This is a genomic window from Parasynechococcus sp. (assembly GCF_045559935.1).
In the GTDB taxonomy this organism is placed as follows: Bacteria; Cyanobacteriota; Cyanobacteriia; order PCC-6307; family Cyanobiaceae; genus Parasynechococcus.
In genome coordinates this window covers 212,124-231,556 of record NZ_JBJLJL010000010.1, presented here as the reverse complement: position 1 = coordinate 231,556, position 19,433 = coordinate 212,124, and the positions used below count along the sequence as shown (strand labels likewise).

The 19,433-nt window shown below is 61.5% G+C and carries 26 protein-coding genes and 1 tRNA gene; 11 read left to right on the top strand and 16 right to left on the bottom strand.

Annotation, left to right across the window (positions count from 1 at the left end; all coding sequences use genetic code 11):
- The first annotated feature begins 7 nt into the window (after positions 1-7).
- Positions 8-1,132, top strand: coding sequence for a cobalamin biosynthesis protein CobW (gene cobW, locus ACJ0G7_RS11170; RefSeq protein WP_407396184.1), 1,125 nt, complete (start codon positions 8-10; stop codon positions 1,130-1,132).
- Here the strand turns inward: cobW and ACJ0G7_RS11165 are convergent.
- Positions 1,069-1,932: an EamA family transporter gene (locus tag ACJ0G7_RS11165; RefSeq protein ID WP_407396182.1), complete on the bottom strand. Its 864-nt coding sequence runs from the start codon at positions 1,930-1,932 to the stop codon at positions 1,069-1,071. The two genes, cobW and ACJ0G7_RS11165, sit on opposite strands and share 64 nt — an antisense overlap.
- An 85-nt stretch (positions 1,933-2,017) precedes the next feature.
- Here ACJ0G7_RS11165 and ACJ0G7_RS11160 point away from each other — a divergent pair, with 85 nt between their 5' ends.
- The gene (locus ACJ0G7_RS11160) at positions 2,018-3,121 is read left to right on the top strand and encodes a TIGR00341 family protein (protein ID WP_043691258.1); all 1,104 of its coding nucleotides are present in this window, start codon (positions 2,018-2,020) and stop codon (positions 3,119-3,121) included.
- Here the strand turns inward: ACJ0G7_RS11160 and ACJ0G7_RS11155 are convergent.
- Both ACJ0G7_RS11155 and ACJ0G7_RS11150 read right to left on the bottom strand, forming a co-directional pair.
- Complete coding sequence (locus tag ACJ0G7_RS11155; RefSeq protein WP_043691256.1) at positions 3,094-4,089, bottom strand: SDR family NAD(P)-dependent oxidoreductase; 996 nt, start codon at positions 4,087-4,089, stop codon at positions 3,094-3,096. The two genes, ACJ0G7_RS11160 and ACJ0G7_RS11155, sit on opposite strands and share 28 nt — an antisense overlap.
- Entirely contained in the window at positions 4,082-4,921 is an 840-nt protein-coding gene (locus ACJ0G7_RS11150; protein WP_253912796.1) for an SdiA-regulated domain-containing protein, read from the bottom strand. Before ACJ0G7_RS11150 ends, ACJ0G7_RS11155 begins: the two co-directional genes overlap by 8 nt.
- A 76-nt stretch (positions 4,922-4,997) precedes the next feature.
- Here ACJ0G7_RS11150 and ACJ0G7_RS11145 point away from each other — a divergent pair, with 76 nt between their 5' ends.
- On the top strand, positions 4,998-5,540 hold the full coding sequence (locus ACJ0G7_RS11145; RefSeq protein ID WP_043691253.1) for a TIGR00730 family Rossman fold protein: 543 nt from the start codon (positions 4,998-5,000) through the stop codon (positions 5,538-5,540).
- On the top strand, positions 5,540-6,247 hold the full coding sequence (locus ACJ0G7_RS11140) for an SDR family NAD(P)-dependent oxidoreductase (RefSeq protein WP_253912795.1): 708 nt from the start codon (positions 5,540-5,542) through the stop codon (positions 6,245-6,247). The genes ACJ0G7_RS11145 and ACJ0G7_RS11140 overlap by 1 nt, the downstream gene beginning before the upstream one ends.
- A gap of 14 nt (positions 6,248-6,261) precedes the next feature.
- Here ACJ0G7_RS11140 and ACJ0G7_RS11135 read toward each other — a convergent pair whose 3' ends face one another.
- The gene (locus ACJ0G7_RS11135; protein ID WP_043691251.1) at positions 6,262-6,564 is read right to left on the bottom strand and encodes a hypothetical protein; all 303 of its coding nucleotides are present in this window, start codon (positions 6,562-6,564) and stop codon (positions 6,262-6,264) included.
- 85 nt (positions 6,565-6,649) lie between these two features.
- Entirely contained in the window at positions 6,650-6,937 is a 288-nt protein-coding gene (locus tag ACJ0G7_RS11130) for a hypothetical protein (RefSeq protein WP_156957079.1), read from the bottom strand.
- Between the two features lie 60 nt (positions 6,938-6,997).
- Between ACJ0G7_RS11130 and ACJ0G7_RS11125 the strand changes: the two genes are divergently transcribed.
- Complete coding sequence (locus ACJ0G7_RS11125; protein WP_043696521.1) at positions 6,998-7,444, top strand: hypothetical protein; 447 nt, start codon at positions 6,998-7,000, stop codon at positions 7,442-7,444.
- Here ACJ0G7_RS11125 and grrA read toward each other — a convergent pair.
- The 4 genes from grrA to ACJ0G7_RS11105 all read right to left on the bottom strand — a co-directional run bounded on the left by grrA (position 7,434) and on the right by ACJ0G7_RS11105 (position 9,430).
- Positions 7,434-7,775: a GrrA/OscA1 family cyclophane-containing rSAM-modified RiPP gene (gene grrA / locus ACJ0G7_RS11120; protein ID WP_043691247.1), complete on the bottom strand. Its 342-nt coding sequence runs from the start codon at positions 7,773-7,775 to the stop codon at positions 7,434-7,436. The genes ACJ0G7_RS11125 and grrA overlap by 11 nt on opposite strands.
- 37 nt (positions 7,776-7,812) lie before the next feature.
- A complete protein-coding gene (gene grrP / locus ACJ0G7_RS11115; protein ID WP_407396179.1) occupies positions 7,813-8,685 on the bottom strand; it encodes an extracellular substrate binding-like orphan protein GrrP in 873 nt (290 codons plus the stop codon).
- An 80-nt stretch (positions 8,686-8,765) separates the two neighbouring features.
- Positions 8,766-9,191, bottom strand: a complete 426-nt coding sequence (locus tag ACJ0G7_RS11110; protein WP_043691244.1) for a hypothetical protein — start codon at positions 9,189-9,191, stop codon at positions 8,766-8,768.
- A gap of 2 nt (positions 9,192-9,193) precedes the next feature.
- Entirely contained in the window at positions 9,194-9,430 is a 237-nt protein-coding gene (locus tag ACJ0G7_RS11105) for a hypothetical protein (protein ID WP_043691242.1), read from the bottom strand.
- 131 nt (positions 9,431-9,561) lie between these two features.
- Between ACJ0G7_RS11105 and ACJ0G7_RS11100 the strand changes: the two genes are divergently transcribed.
- The gene (locus ACJ0G7_RS11100) at positions 9,562-9,777 is read left to right on the top strand and encodes a hypothetical protein (RefSeq protein ID WP_043691240.1); all 216 of its coding nucleotides are present in this window, start codon (positions 9,562-9,564) and stop codon (positions 9,775-9,777) included.
- A gap of 23 nt (positions 9,778-9,800) precedes the next feature.
- Here ACJ0G7_RS11100 and ACJ0G7_RS11095 read toward each other — a convergent pair.
- Positions 9,801-9,885 (bottom strand) — tRNA-Ser (locus tag ACJ0G7_RS11095).
- Positions 9,886-9,891: 6 nt separating this feature from the next.
- On the opposite strand from ACJ0G7_RS11095, the gene ACJ0G7_RS11090 reads away from it, so the two are divergent.
- Positions 9,892-10,152, top strand: coding sequence for a hypothetical protein (locus tag ACJ0G7_RS11090; protein ID WP_407396177.1), 261 nt, complete (start codon positions 9,892-9,894; stop codon positions 10,150-10,152).
- A gap of 144 nt (positions 10,153-10,296) precedes the next feature.
- Here ACJ0G7_RS11090 and ACJ0G7_RS11085 read toward each other — a convergent pair whose 3' ends face one another.
- The 3 genes from ACJ0G7_RS11085 to nrdJ all read right to left on the bottom strand — a co-directional run bounded on the left by ACJ0G7_RS11085 (position 10,297) and on the right by nrdJ (position 14,067).
- A complete protein-coding gene (locus tag ACJ0G7_RS11085) occupies positions 10,297-10,539 on the bottom strand; it encodes a hypothetical protein (RefSeq protein ID WP_407396175.1) in 243 nt (80 codons plus the stop codon).
- Positions 10,481-11,386: a hypothetical protein gene (locus tag ACJ0G7_RS11080; protein WP_407396174.1), complete on the bottom strand. Its 906-nt coding sequence runs from the start codon at positions 11,384-11,386 to the stop codon at positions 10,481-10,483. The genes ACJ0G7_RS11085 and ACJ0G7_RS11080 overlap by 59 nt, the downstream gene beginning before the upstream one ends.
- Before the next feature lie 353 nt (positions 11,387-11,739).
- Positions 11,740-14,067, bottom strand: a complete 2,328-nt coding sequence (gene nrdJ / locus ACJ0G7_RS11075) for a ribonucleoside-triphosphate reductase, adenosylcobalamin-dependent (protein ID WP_407396173.1) — start codon at positions 14,065-14,067, stop codon at positions 11,740-11,742.
- Between the two features lie 141 nt (positions 14,068-14,208).
- On the opposite strand from nrdJ, the gene ACJ0G7_RS11070 reads away from it, so the two are divergent.
- A complete protein-coding gene (locus tag ACJ0G7_RS11070; RefSeq protein WP_407396172.1) occupies positions 14,209-14,865 on the top strand; it encodes a methyltransferase domain-containing protein in 657 nt (218 codons plus the stop codon).
- Positions 14,866-14,880: 15 nt separating this feature from the next.
- A complete protein-coding gene (locus ACJ0G7_RS11065) occupies positions 14,881-16,521 on the top strand; it encodes a peptide chain release factor 3 (RefSeq protein WP_253912793.1) in 1,641 nt (546 codons plus the stop codon).
- Positions 16,522-16,536: 15 nt separating this feature from the next.
- Here the strand turns inward: ACJ0G7_RS11065 and ACJ0G7_RS11060 are convergent, their stop codons facing one another.
- Entirely contained in the window at positions 16,537-16,695 is a 159-nt protein-coding gene (locus tag ACJ0G7_RS11060; RefSeq protein WP_407396170.1) for a hypothetical protein, read from the bottom strand.
- 178 nt (positions 16,696-16,873) lie between these two features.
- Between ACJ0G7_RS11060 and ACJ0G7_RS11055 the strand changes: the two genes are divergently transcribed.
- Both ACJ0G7_RS11055 and ACJ0G7_RS11050 read left to right on the top strand, forming a co-directional pair.
- Positions 16,874-17,095, top strand: coding sequence for a hypothetical protein (locus tag ACJ0G7_RS11055; RefSeq protein WP_043691231.1), 222 nt, complete (start codon positions 16,874-16,876; stop codon positions 17,093-17,095).
- Positions 17,096-17,137: 42 nt separating this feature from the next.
- On the top strand, positions 17,138-17,827 hold the full coding sequence (locus ACJ0G7_RS11050; RefSeq protein ID WP_043691229.1) for a CPP1-like family protein: 690 nt from the start codon (positions 17,138-17,140) through the stop codon (positions 17,825-17,827).
- On the opposite strand, the gene hslO is transcribed toward ACJ0G7_RS11050, so the two are convergent.
- Positions 17,824-18,741 (bottom strand): Hsp33 family molecular chaperone HslO, encoded by a 918-nt coding sequence (gene hslO / locus ACJ0G7_RS11045; RefSeq protein ID WP_407396168.1) that lies wholly within the window; start codon positions 18,739-18,741, stop codon positions 17,824-17,826. The genes ACJ0G7_RS11050 and hslO overlap by 4 nt on opposite strands.
- 14 nt (positions 18,742-18,755) lie before the next feature.
- A complete protein-coding gene (locus ACJ0G7_RS11040) occupies positions 18,756-19,394 on the bottom strand; it encodes an ABC transporter ATP-binding protein (RefSeq protein WP_407396167.1) in 639 nt (212 codons plus the stop codon).
- Between the last annotated feature and the right edge of the window lie 39 nt (positions 19,395-19,433).

The window sequence follows — 19,433 nt, the reverse complement described above, 5'->3', positions numbered from 1 at the left end:
AGCCACCATGCCAACCCGTCTGCCGGTGACCGTCATCACCGGTTTCCTCGGTGCCGGGAAAACCACGCTTCTGCGCCATCTGCTGACCACCAGTGGTCAGAGACTGGCGGTGATGGTGAACGAGTTCGGCAGTGTCGGGCTGGATGGTGATCTGATCCGCAGCTGCGGTTTCTGTCCGGAGGATGAGCTCGAGGGGCGTCTTGTGGAGCTCAACAACGGTTGTCTCTGCTGCACGGTTCAGGACGACTTCCTGCCGACGATGGAACGTTTGCTGGAGCGGGCGGATCACCTCGACGGCATCGTCGTGGAGACCAGTGGTCTGGCACTGCCGCGCCCGCTGCTTCAGGCCCTGGAGTGGCCTGCGATCCGCAGTCGCGTCCACGTCAACGGTGTGGTCACCGTGGTGGACGGTGAAGCCATGGTCGGAGGACATCCGGTGGCGGATCGGGAGGCTCTGGAGAACCAGCGGCTGAATGACCCGAGCCTGGATCACATCACCGCCATCGATGAGTTGTTTGCCGATCAACTGGGTGCAGCTGATCTGGTGCTGATCAGCCGGGCGGATCTGGTGACGGACGACAGCATGGAGAGGGTGCGCTCCTCGCTCGCGTCGCAGGTTCGCGACGGCACGCCACTGCTGCCCGTTCGTCAGGGGACGATCGATCCAGCTGTGGTGCTCGGCCTTGTTCATCGCGATGAGCATCAGGCTGACCACGACCACGACCACGACCACGACCACGATCACGACCACCACGATCACGATCACCACGATCACAGCCATGTGGAGATCGTTGGTGGTGTGGTGCGCCTTGCCGGTGCCATCGACCGCGCTCAGCTGGAGCGCCTGCTGCCCGACCTGGTGAGAGGTCATGGCGTCGTTCGACTCAAAGGCCGCGTCTGGTTGGCAGGCAAAACTCTCCCGCTTCAGATCCAGATGGTGGGACCGCGTCTCAACAGTTGGTTTGAAGCTGCGCCGGCCACGGCCTGGCATCCGCCCCAATCGGTTGGACTGGATCTGGTGGTGCTCTCCTTCGAGGAGACCGCGGCCGACGCGATCCAGACGGCTCTTCAGAGCGTGGTCACCGCGACTCCGGCAAGGGCAAGCACTGCCGCCAGCAGTCCCAGCGGTTGAATCGCATCGCCCTCCAGGGGAGCGATCAGAAGGGCCATCACCGGTGCCGTTGCCATCAGGGTCACCCCTGGCCCCACCGGTAATTCACGGAACACCAGTTGCTGCAAGGCAATACCGACGTTCGTGCCGAGCACGGTCGCCATCAGGATCCGGAACCATGGACCCCGCCGGCTGCCCAGCCGGTTCCATGGAGTCTTTCTCAGAACAGGCATCAGCACCAGCCAGCCACCCAGCAGCCGGATGGCTGCCGACTGCAGCGGCGACAGGCTGGTCTCCAGCAGCACATGGCGGGCGAGGAAGGCTCCTGCGAGTCCGCTGATCACCGCCATCAGCGACAACATCAACCCATGGATCACCGGAGGGTTGCCGGAGTCAGACGGGTTGGACTCCGAACTCTGACGCGCCACCAGCAACACGGCTGAGCTGACAAGCACGGCGCCAATCCATGCCTTCCAGGGAAGGGTGTCCTGCATCAGCAGCACGGACCCGACACTTCCGAGCACGGGCCCGACCGCTTCCACCGTGAGCGTGCGACGGGTGCCCAACCGTCGCAGCGCGGCCAGATAAAAGCTGTCGCCGATGGCGATGCCGATCACCCCGCTGAGCAGCAGGAGGGCCACCCCCTGTCCGTTGTCACCCCAGGGAAGGCTCAGCAGCACGGGGAGGAACAGCAGGGTCGCCAATCCGTTCTTGACCGTGTTGAGCTGCAGTGCGGAGCCGCTGCTCGAGACGGATCGCCACAGGCTGCTGGCTGTGGTCCAGACCATGGCCGCTCCCAAGGCTGCGAGCAGTCCGGCCATGTCGTCGTGCCTGGAGACCGTCAGAGTCTGGCGCCAGCGGTCGGGGGCCGGGAGACAATGGCGTTCAGTCTCTTTTCGTCACTGAATGCTGCTGGATGCTCTCAACCGACTCTCGGGTCAGTGGCAGGTGAATCTTGAGACCCGTGTGGCGCGGACAGAGCTGTATGAGAAGCGGATCGCATCCTCGAGACCGTCCCTCGGATTCTTTGTGCTGCTGATCAGTTCGGCGGTGATCGCCACGCTCGGGCTGATCTCCAACAGCACGGCCGTGGTGATTGGAGCCATGATCGTTGCTCCATTGATGGATCCGATTCTCAGCCTTTCCTTCGGTCTTGCGGTCTCTGATGACAAGTTGATCCGGCGTTCCTTTGTGACCGTGCTGCTCGGGGTGATCACGGTCGTTGTCACGGCGGCCTTGATTTCTTCTGTTCTCGATATCACTCACGTGCAATCGGAGATCCTCGGTCGCACCACACCGAATCTCATCGATCTGGGAATTGCAGTGGCGGCTGCTGTGGCGGGTTCGTTCTCGATGACCAGGGAGAGACTGTCGAGTTCCATTGCCGGAGTTGCGATCGCGGTTGCCCTGGTTCCACCGCTCTGTGTCAGCGGGATCGGTCTGAATCTCGGTCATGAGATCACCGCCGTGTTCGGACGCGGCAGCGTGACAGGACTCTCCAATCAGGTTGCGGAAGGCTCGTTTCTGCTTTTTCTGGCCAACCTGATCGGCATCGTTGTTGCCAGTTTGATGGTGTTCCTGATTCAGCAATACGGAACAATCACCCGATGCTGGCGCAATCTTCTGGTCTGGCTTGGATTGCTTGGACTGCTGTGCATTCCACTGTCATCGTCTTTGCACGATTTCAGCCTCACCCAGGAGATGAATGCTCAGTTCAGCCGATTCAAGGCGGGTAAGGTTGAACGCCTACCTGTGATTCAGAAGAACCCGGGGTTATGGCGAAGGGTCCGTGTGATGTACAGCAACGTCAGGGTGGTCAACAACAAGGCGGTGGTGGATCTGGTGATTAACGTTCCAGAAGCCCTGGCGAAGAATGATCAGACGTTCGATCGCATCATGACCAGTCTGGTGGAACGCTCGAAGGACTACGGACTGGATGACACCGTTGTGAATGTGAACGTGATTCCCAACCACAGTCTGAGTTACAGCTCCAAGGGGTCGGAGGGCTGAACGCCGGGCATCACGGTCTGCATCAGCTCTGAACTGAGCCTCCACAACGCCGTTGCCTTGGCTTGATCGCGGGCCTCCGCACTGGTGTCCACCGCTTCGAACCGATGCTGTCCCGGTCGGGTCAGGTGGTTGCTGAAGTAGTGGAAGCCAGGATCCGACCAGCGGTTGTCGACGCAGAGATCTGCCAGAAGTTCCCCGGCCTGAGCCGGGGTCTCCGTCAGACGCAGCACGTCCCGGGCCAGAAGGGCGAAGAGGGTCATCCCCAGTGGATTGCAGGCGCGACTGGTGCGGAAGAATCCCTCAGGACCACGAGGAATCACGAGCCCAGGACTCCAGCTGAGCACAGGAAACGGGGTGCCCTGAGCCTCGAGCCGACGGCTCAGTTCCCGCCCGAGCAGCACGTTGCAGAGCTTGCTGTCCTTGTACGCCTTGTCGGCGTCGAACGTGCCCCCGTCCACCATGGCGAAACCGGTGCCGCTGCGAAGACCATCGAGGCTCCCCAGATCGGCCGGTCGACCGACCCGACCACCACCGCTCAGCGGATTATGGACATCCGAGGCCGTGATCACGGCCCTCGGCTGGTGGCCACGTTTGAGCAACGGCAGCAGATTCTCAAGCAGTCGCTGGTGTGCCAGCTGGTTGACGGCGAAGGTCAGCTCGATACCTTGCCGACTCCACTGCGGCGCACGGGTTCCCGCTAGCTGCAGACCCGCATTCAGAACCAGGGTGTCAATGACGTCTGCCTCATCGATCAGCTGGCGACTGATCCGATCCACAGCTTCCAGATCAGCGAGGTCAGCGATCAGGATTCGCGGTGACGGACCCAGTTGCAAACGGGTCCGTGCTTCCGCCTGCTCCGATCGGCACAGCAGCGTCAGTCGATGCCCCATGGTTTGAAGACGTCGTGCCGCTTCGGCTCCGATTCCTGAGCTGGCTCCGGTGATCAGCAGGTGCCTGGCGTCATTCATGGCCGTGCACCCGGAACACGTAGAGCTGAGCGTCCCGTTCGCTCACGACGTAAAGCCTGCGTTTCACCGGATCGAAGGCAACGCCTTCGGATTTGCGGATCTTCGCTGGTTTCTGATCGCTCTCCAGGTTCAGATCCAGACGTTGCAGAACCTGATCGGTGGACCAGTCGTAATGAAACAGGCACTGGCCTTTGTCGCTGGTGATCCAGAGCGTGTCACGGGTGCTGTCGTGGCTCAACCCGGAGAAGTCGAGCTTGTCCGGGCCGACGCGTGGATGGTCGAAACCGTTCGTGGTTGTGAGAAGACGTGCGGCGATGATCGCCCCGAGGTCCGGGCTGATCTCGATGAGCACCCCTGGGCGGCCTTCCTTCACGACGAACACGTGGTTGTTCCTGGTGTTCACCGTGATGCCCTCCAGTCCCTTGTTGTCCGGCGGATCAGGAAAGTGATGGGCCACCAGCCCGTAGTTCTCCATGGCGGCCAGCGGTCGGCGGCTGATCTCCTTCCGGCTCGCGATGTCGACCGTGATGATCGAATTGGTGTCCTCCTGGACAGCCAGCAGGCGGCTGCCATCAGCGCTGATCGCGATGCCCTCGAGATCGTCGACACCGATGAAGAAGGATTCGCTGATCCTCAGCCGTCCCTTGAGGTCGAGCTTGAAGATCGCCTTGGTGTCGTCACTGACGGTGTAGAGCGCGGTGCCGTCAGTGTTGAGGGTGAGTCCTGACGGTTCGTTGAGGCCGGCTCCTTTGTCGAGAATGCGATGTTCGCCGATCAGGCTCAGCGTTAGTTCCTCAGGCCCGGCCATGGACGGATGGTTGGAGGTGCTCAAAGCATTTCAGCTGTCGTGGGGACGGGGAAGTGCCCAGATCACCCTGAACGATGATCGGAATTCATGCCGCTGATCCATGCCAAGCATCTGCGTGTACTGCGGATCCAGGGTTGGCCATGACCCGTCTCACCGGCAGGCGGCAGAGGAACTCGCTGCGGTTCTGCTGCGCCATCGACTTGGGCTGATCTATGGCGCTGGGCGGATCGGCCTGATGGGCGTGCTGGCGGACGCGATGCTTGCTGGAGGAGGGGACGTGATCGGTGTGATCCCGCGCGCACTGATGGATTCGGAGGTCGCCCATACGGGCCTCAGCCGTCTTGAGGTGGTCGAGTCGATGCACATCCGCAAGGCGCGGATGATGGAACTGGCTGATGCGATGGTCGCGCTGCCCGGTGGCCTCGGCACGCTCGAGGAGTTGTTCGAGGCGCTCACCTGGGCACAGCTCCGATTCCACAGCAAACCCTGCGGGCTGCTGAATGTGCGGGGCTATTTCGATCCGCTGCTGACCTTCCTCGATGGGGCTCTCGAGGAGGGGTTCATCTCAGCTGAGAACCGCCGGCTGGTGTCGGTGGAGTCTTCTCCGGCCCAGCTCCTGGATGTCCTGCTGAAAACCCTCTGATGGCTGAGGAGATGCGCGTCGTCATGCTGAGCGGAGGCAGCCGTGGCATCGGTCGTGCGATCGCTCAGGCTCTGCTGAAGGAGGGGCATCTCCTCAGCCTCGGTCTGCGCGACGTTGAATCAGCAGACATCGGCGATCTGGAGGATTCAGGGCGTGTGCTGCTTCAGCGGTATGACGCGGAGGATCCGGCATCGGCCGAGTCCTGGGTTGAGGCGACGGCTGCCTGGGCGGGACACGTGGATGCTCTGGTGCATTGTGCCGGCATCCTGAGGCGCACCCCGCTTCTCTTCTCTGACGGGGAGCAGCAGGACATCGAGGCGCTCTGGCGAGTGAATGTGATGGGCCCCTGGTGGCTGACTCGTGCTGCCTGGCCCCATCTGGTGCGCAGCGGGCGAGGACGGATCCAGGTGCTGGTCTCGATGAGTGGACGACGCGTGCGTGGAGGCATGGCGGCCTATCCGGTCAGCAAGTTCGCCCTGATGGGGCTTTGCCAGTCGATGCGGAATGAAGGCTGGCCCCATGGAATCCGCGTGACCGCTTTCTGTCCCAGTTGGGTCAACACCACGATGGCCGCTGGAATCAGCCAGGTGAGCTCGGATGACATGACGCAGCCTGACGATCTTGCGGCGATCTCAGCACTTCTGCTTCGGTTGCCGGCTGCCAGTGTTCCCTTCGAGGTTGCGGTGAACTGCAATCTGGAAACGTGATCCCCACGGCTGTCTCAGCTTCGTCGCAGCCATGAGGGGGCTCCTCCGAACCAATCCTCGAGATCATCCCGATCGGCGTGAAAGTTGCCATCCGGCTCGCTGCACCCGAGATCCAGTTCCTGAAGCAGAACGTCCTCCTGGAGCGGACGCTGTCGCTGTCGCTGGCGGCGACGGGCCCGTCGCAACCAGGCGGCCACGGTCGAATCATGGTCTGCGAACGTGTGCAGTTCGATCCGCTCGGCAAGGGTCACCTGGCAGCCGGAGGCCAGGCGTCGCAGGATTGCCTGCAGGCGGAGACGGGTCTGTGTGGTCAGCATCGACCTTTGCCACTGCACACCTGTTAGGGCTGCTGAGCCCATGACGCACAAGGCCCATGGAATCTCTCCAGGGTTGTCTCTCCGTTCACAAGCCCGGCCATCCCCCCGTCTGAGGCTGATCCCTGTGGCCGATGGTCACCTTCGCTCGCGACGGCGTCCAGATCCGCTTCAGCAGGTTCAGCATCAGTGCGATCCACAGCAAGAGCAGCACGGCAAAGCTGCCATGAACGATCCAGTCCGGCAGCAACAGCCGGGCTCCCCAGCTCACGTTGCGGACAATCCCCGACATCAGCACGGGGATCACCGAACCGAACCAGCCGATGCAGACACTGAGCAGAAAGCGCAGCACCATGCCGGTACGAGCTCCGATCATCATCACTTCATCTCAGCGGCTGTCGGCGTGATCCATCCACACGCTTGAATCTCCCAGATGATGAACTCCGACTGCCCCATCTGCGCCCTGCATGTCGAGCCGGCCATGGTGGGGAGCTACGAGATTGAACGGTCCGGTCTCTGGGTTCTCCGCCATCACCCCGATCCGGCGCCGCTGGTCGGTTGGTTGCTCCTGGACAGCCTGCGCCATTGCTCAGGCCCGCTCGCGTTCAATGCGGAGGAAGCCGCCGACTGGGGGCGGGCCGTTCGTGATGCCAGTGTTCTTGTTCAGGACCTCACCGGCTGTGATCGGGTGTATGCCATTGCCTTCGGCGAGGGCGCACAGCATTTGCATCTGCATCTGATTCCCCGTTTCCTGAACGAACCCGCCACGGCCGCATGGTCCGTGGCAGATCACTACCGGGCTGTGGCGGGTGGGGATCGCCAGGCCGCCGGACCAGCCGCGGTGCAGGAGCTGATCCGACGTGCCCGGACGGTTACCAGTTGACGAATCCGCCGCCGTAGCGCGCATTGGCGAAGCCACCGCCGCCGTTGCCCCAGCCGCCGCCGCGGGCATTGCCGAAGCCGCCGCCACCGCCGCCGCCGTTGGCCCAGCCCCGGCCACGACCGTTGCCCCAAGCGGCGATCTGCAGGTCTCCATTGCTGTGGCTGTCGAGGAACTCCTGCCAGCCACTGGCTTGATCACGGGCGCTGGCGATCCGCGCTTCGATGCTGTTGTCCGCTTTTTGGTCTGTGTAGGTGCCGGTCTCGGCGATGGCGCTGAAGGTGCTCCAGGAGCTGAGCAGCGCCAGAACTCCAAGCAGGGTGGTGGTTTTCATGGGATGTAAGGGAAATGGATGGATTCAGGAGCAGGACTCACTCGTCCTTGCCGATGCCGGCCACCGTGCCGAGCACACTGTTGTAGTAAGCCGCGATTTTGTCGGCCTCGAGGCCGACGGGGCTGTCGGGACCGATCGAGGAGTTGATGATTCGGGTGCTCTCCTCATCGCCATCGATATAGCCCTGCAACAGCTGGCCGATGGCGAGGTTTCCTGAAGCCAGCAGCGCATCGTTGCCGTGGGTCACCGCACAGCCGACACCTGCACGGCCGTAGGGACGGACCGGAACCATCCTGCTGCCGGGGACTTCGGCCATGTTGGCCTTGCTCCAGAGCGCACCTCCGGCAATGGTGGCGATTTCACCGTCCTTCAGGGCTTTCAGTGCTGCATCGGGGGAATCGAATCCCTTCGCGTCGGCTTCGGGGAGCTGGCTTTCAACAAGGTTGGCCGGAATGCTGCCGGTGATCACACCGATCTGCTTTCCCTTCATGGATTCAGGAGTTCCGTCCACGCCTTCGGTGGTGAGCAGTCGCATTCCGCCCACGGCGAAAGGAAGCGTGTAGTTGATCTGCCTGGAGCGTTTCCATGAGAAGCCAACGCCGCAGACGATGTTGGCTGTTCCGTTGGTGAGGGCGTCCTTGGCCTCTGAAACGCTGCCGACCTCCACATAGCTCAGTTCCGTTGTGGCATTCTCCTCCGACTGTTCCTTCTGAATGGCCTTGAGCACGTCAACAGCCAGGCCTGTCCATGCGTCGCCGTTCTTGGTGCTGTAAGGCAGGGCATCGTTGATGACGACGGCTTTCAACCCCACGGGATCGCCGGTGGCTGATGTCGTGGTGTCTTTGGTCTGGGAGCTGCAGGCCGCAAGGCTCAGCATTCCAACAGCCAAAGCGGCGGGAAGGATCTTCATCCGTCTGATCGGTTGAACTCCCCGTTGTTAAAGGATTTGTATCGGATGCGACGTGTTGCGTAAAACAGCTTGATGACGTGTCAGTTGTCTTCCACCAAGTGATCCTTCCGCTTGCTTTTTCGCTTGCGAGGGTGATCCGCCCGCAGGTCGCCCATCGGCCAGCCAAGTTGATGCAGGTGCCGGATCACCGGTGCATCAGCTTCGAAATAATTGCTGCCGTAGGTGGTCTTCAGTCCGATCTCCTTGAGGGTCAGCAGCAGGAGTCGTTCTTCACGGCGCGTTCCCCGGCGTGCATCGACCAACTGAAACCCACGGGCCTCGAAATCGCTCTGAACCGAGCCGATGTCTTCGCTGTAGCCGATGGCAATCGTCTGATCGATGCCGCGCAGAAAGGTGAAGACAACGGCTTCCGGTTTCGCCTCCAGATCCTGGAATCGTTCTGTCAGCGCAATAACGGCGTCCATCACCGGTGCCTGCAGAGCCTGTTCGATCAGTGCGAATTCCATGGTCAGAGGCCTCCGATGGCAAGGCGTTCGTCGCAGGCCGTTTCGTAATTGCGGATGGCGGCGCTGGGGATGGAGCCGTTGCTCTTGAGCTGCCGGATGGAGAGTTCGACGCACTGAAGCACAACACTGGTGAGCTCGCGGCCCTCGCACAGAGCCCAGCTTCGCAGCAGCACATGCAGGCTTGGCGGCACGGAGACCGTGAGCTTCACCTGGTTTTCGCGAGTGGCGGTTTTGATCATCAGCGGCTCTTCTGAGCAACCCAAAAGTAGCTCAGCAGTCACCACGAAGCAACTCTGGAGTGTCTTCAAGGCAGCTTCGGGGCCTATTCAGGGCGTCTGCGCAAGAATTGCTGGTGTGACGCAAGGTGCACATGCGGCTCTGGCTCCTTCTGGCAGCAGCGCTTTTCAGCTCCTCTCCGGTGCGAGCCGCCGGTGGCGATGACGCCTGGGACTGGTACACGGGAATGACGCCCTTCGAGCAGTGCGAGGAGTATCTGCTCGGGGATCCCTATATCGAGACTGTGCTGGCGGAGGACCTTTCAGGATGCGCTGAAGTTTTTGGCCTCCCGCAGGTCATTGAGCCCTGAGGAGCAGCGTTTAAGGAAGAAAGCGGAGAGGGCGGGATTCGAACCCGCGGAGGCTTGCACCTCGCTGGTTTTCAAGACCAGAGCCATCAACCACTCGACCACCTCTCCCTGACCGTGATCAAGATCACGACCACCACTTTAGCAAGGTGTTCGCAGCTGTTCAGACCTGCCGATCAACATCTCAATGGCGTTCATCGAGCGACTGTTTCACCCATCAAGAGTCGGAAGGCTGATCCTCAAAGAGATATTCTTCGTGTTGGTGGCAACTGCTTTTTGCAAAATACGAATGCTATCGACCTGTTAAATCTTCTTTTTGCAAGAACAATAACGTTTTTCTTGGTTGGCAGTGCTGACGGACTCGTTCACGCCCTCTGACGGATGTCATGTCCTCTGTCTTTCATCGGGTCCCGCTTCCGGTGAGTTGGTGGTGAGAATGATGTTGCGAGGAATTCTCATTGTTTGGCCATGAAAAAGGAGGGGCCGAAGCCCCTCCCCTCCTGATCAGATCAAGCGATCAGATCAGTCAGCAGCGGCGAAGGCCTGCATGAAGGCGGACGCGGTGCGCTGGTTGTTCTGAGTCGCGAAGGAGTTGGTGGACAACGTCGCTGTGGCAGAACCGTTGGCGGTCGCAGAAGAATTATCCTGCGTGCCGGTGGACTTGAACGCTTCCAGACGATCCAGGTTCACGGTGAAGCTGGAGGCCTCATCGGCGTTCACGCTGGCGATGGCACCCAGACCTTCGATGGCGACCTGAACTGTCACTGACAGTGCTGGTCTGACCGACGGACTGCTGATAGCCAGCCTCATACGCTGCGTTGAAAGCAGCGGTCCAGGATGCACCACCCGTGGTGTCGTTGGTGCTGTTCGCGGCTGCCAGAGCGGAATTCACGATGGCACCCAGCTGACCTTCCTGACCGATGGCGGTCACAGAATCCTCAGTGGACTGGAAGTCACCTTTGATGATTCCGGTCGCTGACGACTCGTTCGCCGTGGAGGAACTGTTGGTGATGACGTTGTTGTAAGCAGAGCTATAGCTGGAGTTGTAGTTCTGGTTGTAAGATTGTGTGTAAGCGTTCTTGAACTGCTTGAAGTTGCTCTGCTCGGTTTCGTAAGCAGTTCTTCCCTCAGATCCATAGGAAGCCTGGACGGAGGCATCCAGATCGCCCCAAGAGGTGTCGTAATCAGCAGACCACTGCCAATCACCATTCCGGTCGTAGCTGCCGTAATTACCGGTTGTGGTAGAGGACAGGTTCGTCGCTGTCGTGGCTGATTCCCAACCAGTGGAGTGGGATTCACGCTGAGCAGTTTCCGTTGCAACCGAGTTGGCGGCAGCAGAAGCGGCCTGGGTGGCAGCAGCGGAGGAGGAGGTGCCGTTGGTCTGCATCAGGCTGCTGCCTGCACCCAGCTGCATCACACCCAGGGACAGACCGTCAAATTCCTGAGTCGCAGACACGCTGGCGTTCACACCGATGCTGGTGTTGGAGCCGACGTTGAACTGGTTGGAGGTGCCAACTGCGTTGTTGAAGGTGGCAGTACCGGCGCCCGAGAAGGTCAGTCCACCGGGGGTGGTGGCGTTGATGATGAACATGCGCTGGGTGGTACCAGACATGTTGGGGTCATCGGACCCGGCGATGCTTTGAGCGTTCGCCGCAAGCGGTGCCAGGAGAAGCAGTGCTGCCCCAAAGCAAAGCCGAGGATCTAGACAGGATTTCATGGTTCAGGGAACGAACGAAGGATGAAGAAAGAGATTCACCCATCAATGATTAGTAACCACCGGCGGACTAGAACATGTCGAAAAAATTAAATCACCGGCTCTCTGGAACGCCTGTTTTGCGAAAAGTAGAATTAAAAATGAATTTCTCGCGACTATGGGGTTGTTCCGTGCACCCCGTTGTTCTCATGAACACAAAAAAGGAGGCAATCAATGCCTCCTTGTTGTTTGATTGTCAGCAACGTTGATCTTCAGCTGGGTTTTGACAGAGGCAATAAGCACTTGTCCGAATCACAGCCGGCAGGACCTGCTTCTGCAATCTCGCCCATGTCGTATCGCTTCAAGGCAGCAAAGAAGTCGCTGCTGACGCGTCTCTGCACCACCTCAGACTGCATTCTCTCGTAGGTCGCTGCGTCGATCGGCTCGAAAGGCAGGCGTGGGAATGTGGCATTGGCGTCGAATCGAGCCAGCAGAGCTGCCGAGATGTAGCCATCTCCATGGAGCATCGCTCCATGGAGCGCGTCGGCCAGGGGCTCGATCTCGTGCTCGCGGAATTCGATCGTGGCAGAGGTGTTGTGGGCGGTGTAGTGGCGCTGCACCTGCATGTAGAAATCAAACTGGGCCATGGCCGAGAAGCCGTTGATGTCGACGGCATCGGCTCCAGGCAGATTGGCCCAGCTCACTTCGGTGGGGATTTCCACCAGCCATTCGGTGCAGCGGGGATCAAACGGATCATCCAGCAGCCGGCCCTGGTCGTCCTTGTCCGACTGGGAGGGAACCACGGTGTAGCCGTAGTCCATGCAGGCCATCGCCACCGGGTCGTTCTTGCGGAAGGTGATCCGGCGAATGAAGCGCTGGGCCTTGGGGGGATGCCAGCCAGGGGCGGCACCGGTGAGCAGGCTCTTGGTTCCTGCCGGTTGAACGGTGGTGCAGCGGTTCGGACGGCGCAGGCCGTGGCGATCGCAGTAGTCCCAGACGGTGTCGTTCACCACCTGCTTCCAACGGCTCAGGTAGGCCGCCTCCTGTGCCTTGAACGCCAGGCCTTCCTCGGTGTCCGGACGTCCGGCCTCCCACCACTGCAACCAGGGGGTGCCGAAGGCATGCACGAAGAAATCGAACAGGCCCGTGAAGCTGACGCCCACGATCGGGTCCCATTCGCGGCTCTGGCGATAACGCTCCACCTCGAAGCGGTGGTTCAACAGACAGGCCACGGAAAGGGCCGCTGCACGGAAGGCATCAGCCTGCCCCTCCTCATCGCTCGGATCGATCTGATTCAGATGGATCTCCGCCAGATTGCAGTGGAAATCGGCACCGAGGATTTCTCCGCAGGGGTTGAGTCCGTAGCGGCCGAGGCGATGGTCCAGTTCTGCCTCGCTCATGTCGCTGTTGTGCAGGCGCAACCAGCGGCCGGCCTCATCACGACCCTGATCGCAGTAGATCTCAATGAATTCCTGGCGAAGTTCAGGGGTGCTCAGCAGGTCGGCATTGGAGCGGGCGATCGCTTCGGGTGCGAACTGAATGGCGCCCTCGCCGGAGTGGAACTGCTTGGTGACAGCCGCCAGCACCACATCGCGGCTTGGGCGCGTGTGATAAACCCGCGTGTGATTCGCCATGCGCAGGGCATCGCGCTCAGGGTCGATCCGCCAGTTGCCCTGATCATCCTGTTGCCAGAGGTTGTCCTTGGCTGAGGACGCCGCATCGTCATCGGCGGCGAACTGACGCATCCCCGCACTGCGACGGATGTTGCCGGCCACGATAGTGACGGCCGCTTCGTCGATCAGCAGGCAGCACTCCACGGAGGTGAGGCGTCTGCCGATCGCCTTGTTGAGCAGCCGTTCCACTCGTCCGTACAGATCCTTCAGCTTCACCGGGTTGGCCATGCCACCGAAGCCCTTGAGGGTTTCGCCGACCGGGCGCACGTCGTTGAGATCAACCTCGATCTCGATCAGTCCGCCATCGAACCGTTCATCGCTGCACAGTTCCAGCATCAGCTGGTAGCTGTCCACCCAGCCCCGACGGGTATCGCCCACCTTGATGGTGACCCGGTTGCCCTCGATGCGATGGGTGCACTCGTCCTGGCGCTGTCCTGCCGGGGTGACTCCGATATCGGAAACCGACACCACCTTGAGTCTGTTGCGCACGACCGGAAGGCGATCGATCAGGTGCGGCTCGATGATGGCCCCGGTGCCGCAGCCCATCATGGCGAGGTCCATCATCAGACCAAAGGCCTGCCAGTCCACCAGGTTGGTGGAGGTGCAGTTGTAGGCACCCGAGAAATTCACCGGTTGCTCAATCCAGCCCGTGCCGCCGATCCACAGCCAGCGGCCCGAGGGAAGAGCCTTCTTCTCTGCCTGCATGCGTGCCAGCAGATCCAGTTCCTGCTGATTGAGATTGCCGAGTTTGCGCAGGCCTTCGAGATTCCGTTGGCCAACCTGTGCCCAGCTCTCACGCCCTTCAGGAATACGGCGGCTGTAGGTGCGGTAGAAGACAGGATTGGCGGCGGGGGCGGTAGCGGGGAAATCGCCAAAGCTGGCGATCTCTCCCGCGTGGAGCGCCACGCGATTCGGAGTGAGGGTCACGTGCAGCTGAGCACTGGAGTTGTCGAAACCCTAACGCCACCAATGGGGTCAGCAAGGCCCGTTTTCCACCATCAGCAGTGTCCTGCTCAGACTGGTGCCCTCAGCCTTCATCCAATGCAGCGTGTTTGCGAGCCGGAACTCATGGACGATCCGCAGCAGGTGCAGGCTTATGCGCAGGCGGATTTCAGCGACGGAGATCGCCGCACCCTCGCCCTGATCGAGTCCCTGCTGGCGCGGTCCCCGGCATTGCCGGAAGCTCCTCTGTTCATCGACCTCGGTTGCGGACCAGGCAACATCACCCTGCCGCTGGCGGCATCGCATCCCTCCGCTGAGCTTGTTGGGGTGGACGGGGCCGGATCCATGCTGTCTGTTGCGGCTCAGCGCGCTGCCGCCGCGGGCCTCACGGTGCGCTGGCAGCAAGCCTCGCTTCAGGATCTGCAGAGGGGTGATCTGCCTGAGCTGCTCGGACGTGCCGATCTGATTGTCAGCAACAGCCTGCTGCACCATCTGCATCAGCCCGGACTTCTCTGGTCGCTCACCCGCGTTCTCGCTGCTCCGGGTTGCCGGGTTCTGCACCGGGATCTGCGCCGTCCCGCAACTCTGATGGAGGCCCGGCAGCTCCAGGAGCGTCATCTCCCGGACGGGCCGCAACTGCTGGTGAGGGATTTCCTGGCGTCTCTTCAGGCCGCTTTCGAGATTTCCGAAGTCGAGGCTCAGCTCGCGGCTGCTGATCTGAATGGCCTGAATGTCCGCGCGGAGGACGACCGCTATCTGGTGGTGTCAGGCTTGGTGGATTGACGCAACACGATGAGCTTGAGCACCTCTGCTGCGGAGTCTGATCCCGGCGCTGCGGTCGCTGAGGCGGTGGATCGGCGCCGCAATTTCGCGATCATTTCCCACCCGGATGCCGGCAAGACGACTCTCACCGAGAAGCTGCTGCTCTACGGCGGTGCGATTCAGCAGGCCGGTGCTGTGAAGGCTCGGGGAGAGCAGCGCAAGGTCACATCCGACTGGATGGAACTTGAGAAGCAGAGAGGCATCTCGATTACCTCCACCGTTCTCCAGTTCGACTACGACGCCACCACCATCAATCTTCTGGATACTCCGGGCCACCAGGATTTTTCGGAGGACACCTACAGGACCCTGGCGGCCGCTGACAACGCCGTGATGCTGGAGGACGCCGCCAAGGGACTCGAGCCGCAGACCCGCAAGTTGTTCGAGGTCTGTCGCATGCGCCAGATCCCGATCTTCACCTTCATCAACAAGATGGACCGTCCCGGTCGGGAGCCGTTGTCGCTGCTCGATGAGATCGAATCGGAACTGGAGCTGATCCCCTGGGCTGTGAACTGGCCGATCGGCAGTGGCGAGCAGTTCCGTGGCGTGATCGACCGTCGCAGTCGTGAAGTGGTGCTGTTCAGCCGTGCGGAACGGGGCCGACAGGCCAGCGAGCGGCGCCTGACCCTGGATGACCCTGCTCTGCGCGAGCTGGTGGAGCCTGAGCTGCTCGATCTGGCGGTGGAAGAGATGGAGCTCCTCGATGTCGCCGGCGCTGAACTGGATCTGGAGGCGGTGCATTCCGGAGACCTCACCCCCGTGTTCTTCGGCTCCGCAATGACCAACTTCGGTGTGCGTCCCTTCCTGGACGCGTTTCTGGAAATGGCCCAGCGTCCGATCGCCCGATCCAGCAGTGATGGCCTGGTGGACCCCCTGCGTGAGGGGTTCAGCGGATTCGTGTTCAAACTGCAGGCGAACATGGATCCTCGGCACCGGGATCGGGTTGCCTTTGTTCGGGTCTGCAGCGGTCGCTTCGAGAAGGACATGACCGTGAAGCACGCCCGGACGGGCAAGGCGATCCGTCTGTCGCGGCCCCAGAAGCTGTTCGGACAGGATCGAGCGGTGGTGGAAGACGCCTACCCAGGTGATGTGATCGGTCTGAACAACCCCGGCATGTTCTCGATCGGCGACACCCTCTATGTGGGGCCGAAGGTGGAATACGAAGGAATTCCCTGCTTCAGCCCGGAGATCTTCAGCTGGCTGCGGAATCCCAATCCCTCAGCATTCAAGAATTTCCGCAAAGGGGTGAATGAATTGCGGGAAGAGGGCGCTGTTCAGATCCTCTACGACACCGATGAAAGCAAGCGTGACCCGATCCTGGCGGCCGTCGGTCAGCTGCAGCTGGAGGTGGTTCAACATCGGCTCGAGCATGAGTACGGCGTTGAGACCCGTTTAGAGCCTCTTGGCTTCCAGGTGGCGCGATGGGTGTCGGGGGGCTGGTCGGAACTCGAGAAGGTGGGACGCATCTTCAACTGCAAGACCGTGCGTGACGCCTGGAATCGGCCGGTCCTGCTGTTCAAGAACGAGTGGAACCTCAATCAGCTCAAGGAAGATCATCCCGATCTCGCTCTCAGCAATGTGGCTCCGGTGGTCAGCGGTGTGGAGCCGATCAGCCTCTGATCGCCACCGTGCTGATCAGTGGGAACTGAAGTGCATCGCTTCGGTGGTTCCCCACAGATGTTTCCGCGCCAGTTCAGCGCGCCGAATCCATTGCTGCGCTTCGGTGCGGTTGCGACAGGTTCTGGCTTTCTCCTCAATCGTCATCAGCGACAGGAGTTTCTGAAGAGTGTTCATCCCTCTAGCCCAATTGATTCACTGTTAACCCGCCTTTAACCTTTGTCAAGCGCGGGCAGGCGTTCTTCACGCTCGTTTCAGCGCTGATGCATCAAGCGGGGGCGGGTGAGCAACCGCGGATCTCCTCGCGGGCCTCTGACTTCATCGCCAGACTGCACCGACTCACCACAACGATCCGTTGGACAGTCTCTGGCTTGTGCGAAGCACGTCGGACGGCGGAACCGAATACGTCTGCTTCCGCGGGGCCAGCGAACCTGTGGAGATGGTGGAGGGTTATCACCTTCCACCCCAGATGCCGCTGATCAAGCGACGCCAGTGGTTGAACCGCAGCGAAGCTCTCCATTGCCGTGAGCGCCTGGAGGGCAGTGAAGGGTTCCGACACGCAGCCCCCCTGTTCTGAGCTGCTGTCGATACGCTCAACTGCAGTTGGTTGAACGCCGTCATGGCAGCCGTGGGTGAATCCGGTCCACAACCCGATTCCGATGACCCCTATGCCCGGCTCGGGCTGTCGGCGGGCGCCAGCTTCGAGCAGGTTCAGAGCGCCAAGCAGCGCTGCCTCAGCGATGCCGACGATGATCCCCAGGCCAGGGCGAGGATCGAAGCGGCTTACGACGCGGTCTTGATGGCACGACTGCGGGATCGTCAGCAGGGCCAGCTCAGCCCGGCTGCTGCCACGGCATCACAGCGCGAGGACGGCACTGCTGCTGCAGCCGCTTCCGCTCCTGCCGCTGTCGGAGTTCTGCAGCGGATCCGCAGCGGTCTCCCCGATCCAGGCCCGGCTCTCTCCGGCCTGGCACCGCAATGGTCTCTGGTTGAGGGGCGTGGCCTGATCGTGCGACTGGTCGCCGGTGGCCTCGGTCTCGTTCTGCTGCTGTTGTCACCCGGAAGCGTTCAGCTGATCCTGGCGCTTGCCGTCATCGGCTGTTTCCTCAGCCAGATCCGTCGCGGTCGGCGTCCCCTGGCCTCGCTGGGCTGGACGATCCTTCTGCTCGTGGCCGGCCTGGTCACGGGCGTTGTGCTGGTCTCGGCGTTGTCTCCTTCGGCCCTGTCCCAGCTTCAGCTCGCCAGTGATCAGATTCAGGCGATTCCAGCTGCGCTGCTGCTGCTGATCGCATCGTTGCTGCTGGCTTAAGCCACCGGTGTCTGGTCGGCGATCAAGGCGCGCAGTTCGTCGCCGCTGATCTCATAGCGGGCATTGCAGAAATGACAGATGAGTTCAGCCATGCCATCGGTCTCGAGCATGTTGGTCAGTTCCTCCCGCCCCAGCAACATCAGCGCGCCAACGCTTCGCTGACGGCTGCAGGGGCAGTGAAAGCGAACGTCCTGGTTGGCTGCGGCATCCTCCAGGGGGTGGGGGTCGAGGTCTGGGAAGACATCGCGAAGGAGATCCTCGAGCGCATCCCCGTGCTCCTCCAGTCGGCCGCTGAAGTCGGTGATCTCACGGCAGCGCTGTTCCAGCAGCTCCACGAGGGCGGGCTCCTCCGCCGCCTTCGGCAACACCTGCACCAGCAGTCCTCCACTGCTCTTCACCCCTGATCGGTCGATGCGTTCGCCGACGAAGACCGCAGAGGGGGTCTGCTCGGAATGCAGCAGAAAGGACGCCACGTCCTCACCGACGGCACCACTGACCAGTTCGACGGTGCTGCTGAACGGTTCTCCCTTGCCGTCATCCCGCACCACATGCAGGTAACCGGTGCCGGTTGCCCCCTTGAAGTCGAAGCCGTAGCCCCCCTGGCCATCACCGATCGGATCCAGTTCCAGCTGCGGGGTGCCCACGTATCCACGCACCGTTCCGTCACGCCCGGCATCCACGCTCATTCCCTTCAGCGGTCCGTCCGAGCTGATCCGCAGATTCACCCGTCCGTGCCGCACCTTCATCGAGCTGGCCAGCATCAGTGCGGCACTCATTCCTCTGCCGAGCATCACGGTCGTCAGGTACGAGAGGTCATGACGCTCCCGGGCCTCCCGCAGGGTCTCCGTCGTCGCCACCGCCACCAGCCGGATGCCGCCACCTGCCGCCGTTGCCCGAACCAGACGGTCGGCCATGCTCCCGCTCCAAGTCAGGGCAATGTAACCAGTGGCTTCAGCTGTCCGTCCAGGAGGGCATGTCGGTCGCAAAGCCAGCCCTCGAACAGTTCCGGTTCATGGGTGACAACGATCAGGATCCGCTCATCGGCCAGGTCCGACATCAGCTGCAGCACCTCGCGGCGCACCGACCAGTCCAGGCCGGCAGTGGGTTCATCCAGCAGCAGCACCTCTGCACCGCGCAGCAACTGCACCGCGAGGGCAAGCCTTCTCTGCTGGCCGCCGCTCAGTCGCTCCGGCGGGGTGCTGAGGTCCACATCCGCCAGACCGACCCGTTTCAGCACATGTTGCTGCTGCTCCCATCCGAGTCGCTTCTGACCCAGCTTCAGCTCCTGCTGGATGCTCAGCCCCAGAAAATGCCGTTCCGGGAACTGAAACACGATGCCGCAGAGCCAGCGTCGCTGCCGACGGTTGACGGCCTGACCCTGCCAGCGGATCTCGCCGTGCTGGTTGCCGGCAAGGCCGCTGATCACCTCCAGCAGGCTGGTCTTGCCACTGCCGCTGGCTCCGGCGATCAGCACGGGTTGCCCGTTCCTGGCCGACAGGGTCACCCCACGCAGCACTGGATCCGCGGCTGTCGCCGGGCTGTAGTGCAGCGCGTCCAGATCAAGCATGTCGTCCAGCTTGAATGATGATGAGGTGAAATCGATGGA

Excerpts from the sequence above, each read along its gene's own strand:
- ACJ0G7_RS11050 (WP_043691229.1), top strand. The coding sequence starts at position 17,138 with ATGGCAGCCGTGGGTGAATCCGGTCCACAACCCGATTCCGATGACCCC.
- grrA (WP_043691247.1), bottom strand. The coding sequence starts at position 7,775 with ATGAAAACCACCACCCTGCTTGGAGTTCTGGCGCTGCTCAGCTCCTGG.
- ACJ0G7_RS11130 (WP_156957079.1), bottom strand. The coding sequence starts at position 6,937 with ATGATCGGAGCTCGTACCGGCATGGTGCTGCGCTTTCTGCTCAGTGTC.
- ACJ0G7_RS11070 (WP_407396172.1), top strand. The coding sequence starts at position 14,209 with ATGGACGATCCGCAGCAGGTGCAGGCTTATGCGCAGGCGGATTTCAGC.
- ACJ0G7_RS11100 (WP_043691240.1), top strand. The coding sequence starts at position 9,562 with ATGCGGCTCTGGCTCCTTCTGGCAGCAGCGCTTTTCAGCTCCTCTCCG.
- ACJ0G7_RS11060 (WP_407396170.1), bottom strand. The coding sequence starts at position 16,695 with ATGAACACTCTTCAGAAACTCCTGTCGCTGATGACGATTGAGGAGAAA.
- ACJ0G7_RS11160 (WP_043691258.1), top strand. The coding sequence starts at position 2,018 with ATGCTGCTGGATGCTCTCAACCGACTCTCGGGTCAGTGGCAGGTGAAT.
- ACJ0G7_RS11165 (WP_407396182.1), bottom strand. The coding sequence starts at position 1,932 with ATGGCCGGACTGCTCGCAGCCTTGGGAGCGGCCATGGTCTGGACCACA.
- ACJ0G7_RS11135 (WP_043691251.1), bottom strand. The coding sequence starts at position 6,564 with ATGCTGACCACACAGACCCGTCTCCGCCTGCAGGCAATCCTGCGACGC.
- cobW (WP_407396184.1), top strand. The coding sequence starts at position 8 with ATGCCAACCCGTCTGCCGGTGACCGTCATCACCGGTTTCCTCGGTGCC.
- ACJ0G7_RS11080 (WP_407396174.1), bottom strand. The coding sequence starts at position 11,386 with ATGTCTGGTACCACCCAGCGCATGTTCATCATCAACGCCACCACCCCC.
- ACJ0G7_RS11145 (WP_043691253.1), top strand. The coding sequence starts at position 4,998 with ATGCCAAGCATCTGCGTGTACTGCGGATCCAGGGTTGGCCATGACCCG.
- ACJ0G7_RS11140 (WP_253912795.1), top strand. The coding sequence starts at position 5,540 with ATGGCTGAGGAGATGCGCGTCGTCATGCTGAGCGGAGGCAGCCGTGGC.
- ACJ0G7_RS11125 (WP_043696521.1), top strand. The coding sequence starts at position 6,998 with ATGAACTCCGACTGCCCCATCTGCGCCCTGCATGTCGAGCCGGCCATG.
- ACJ0G7_RS11110 (WP_043691244.1), bottom strand. The coding sequence starts at position 9,191 with ATGGAATTCGCACTGATCGAACAGGCTCTGCAGGCACCGGTGATGGAC.
- hslO (WP_407396168.1), bottom strand. The coding sequence starts at position 18,741 with ATGGCCGACCGTCTGGTTCGGGCAACGGCGGCAGGTGGCGGCATCCGG.
- ACJ0G7_RS11040 (WP_407396167.1), bottom strand. The coding sequence starts at position 19,394 with ATGCTTGATCTGGACGCGCTGCACTACAGCCCGGCGACAGCCGCGGAT.
- ACJ0G7_RS11155 (WP_043691256.1), bottom strand. The coding sequence starts at position 4,089 with ATGAATGACGCCAGGCACCTGCTGATCACCGGAGCCAGCTCAGGAATC.
- grrP (WP_407396179.1), bottom strand. The coding sequence starts at position 8,685 with ATGAAGATCCTTCCCGCCGCTTTGGCTGTTGGAATGCTGAGCCTTGCG.
- ACJ0G7_RS11105 (WP_043691242.1), bottom strand. The coding sequence starts at position 9,430 with ATGATCAAAACCGCCACTCGCGAAAACCAGGTGAAGCTCACGGTCTCC.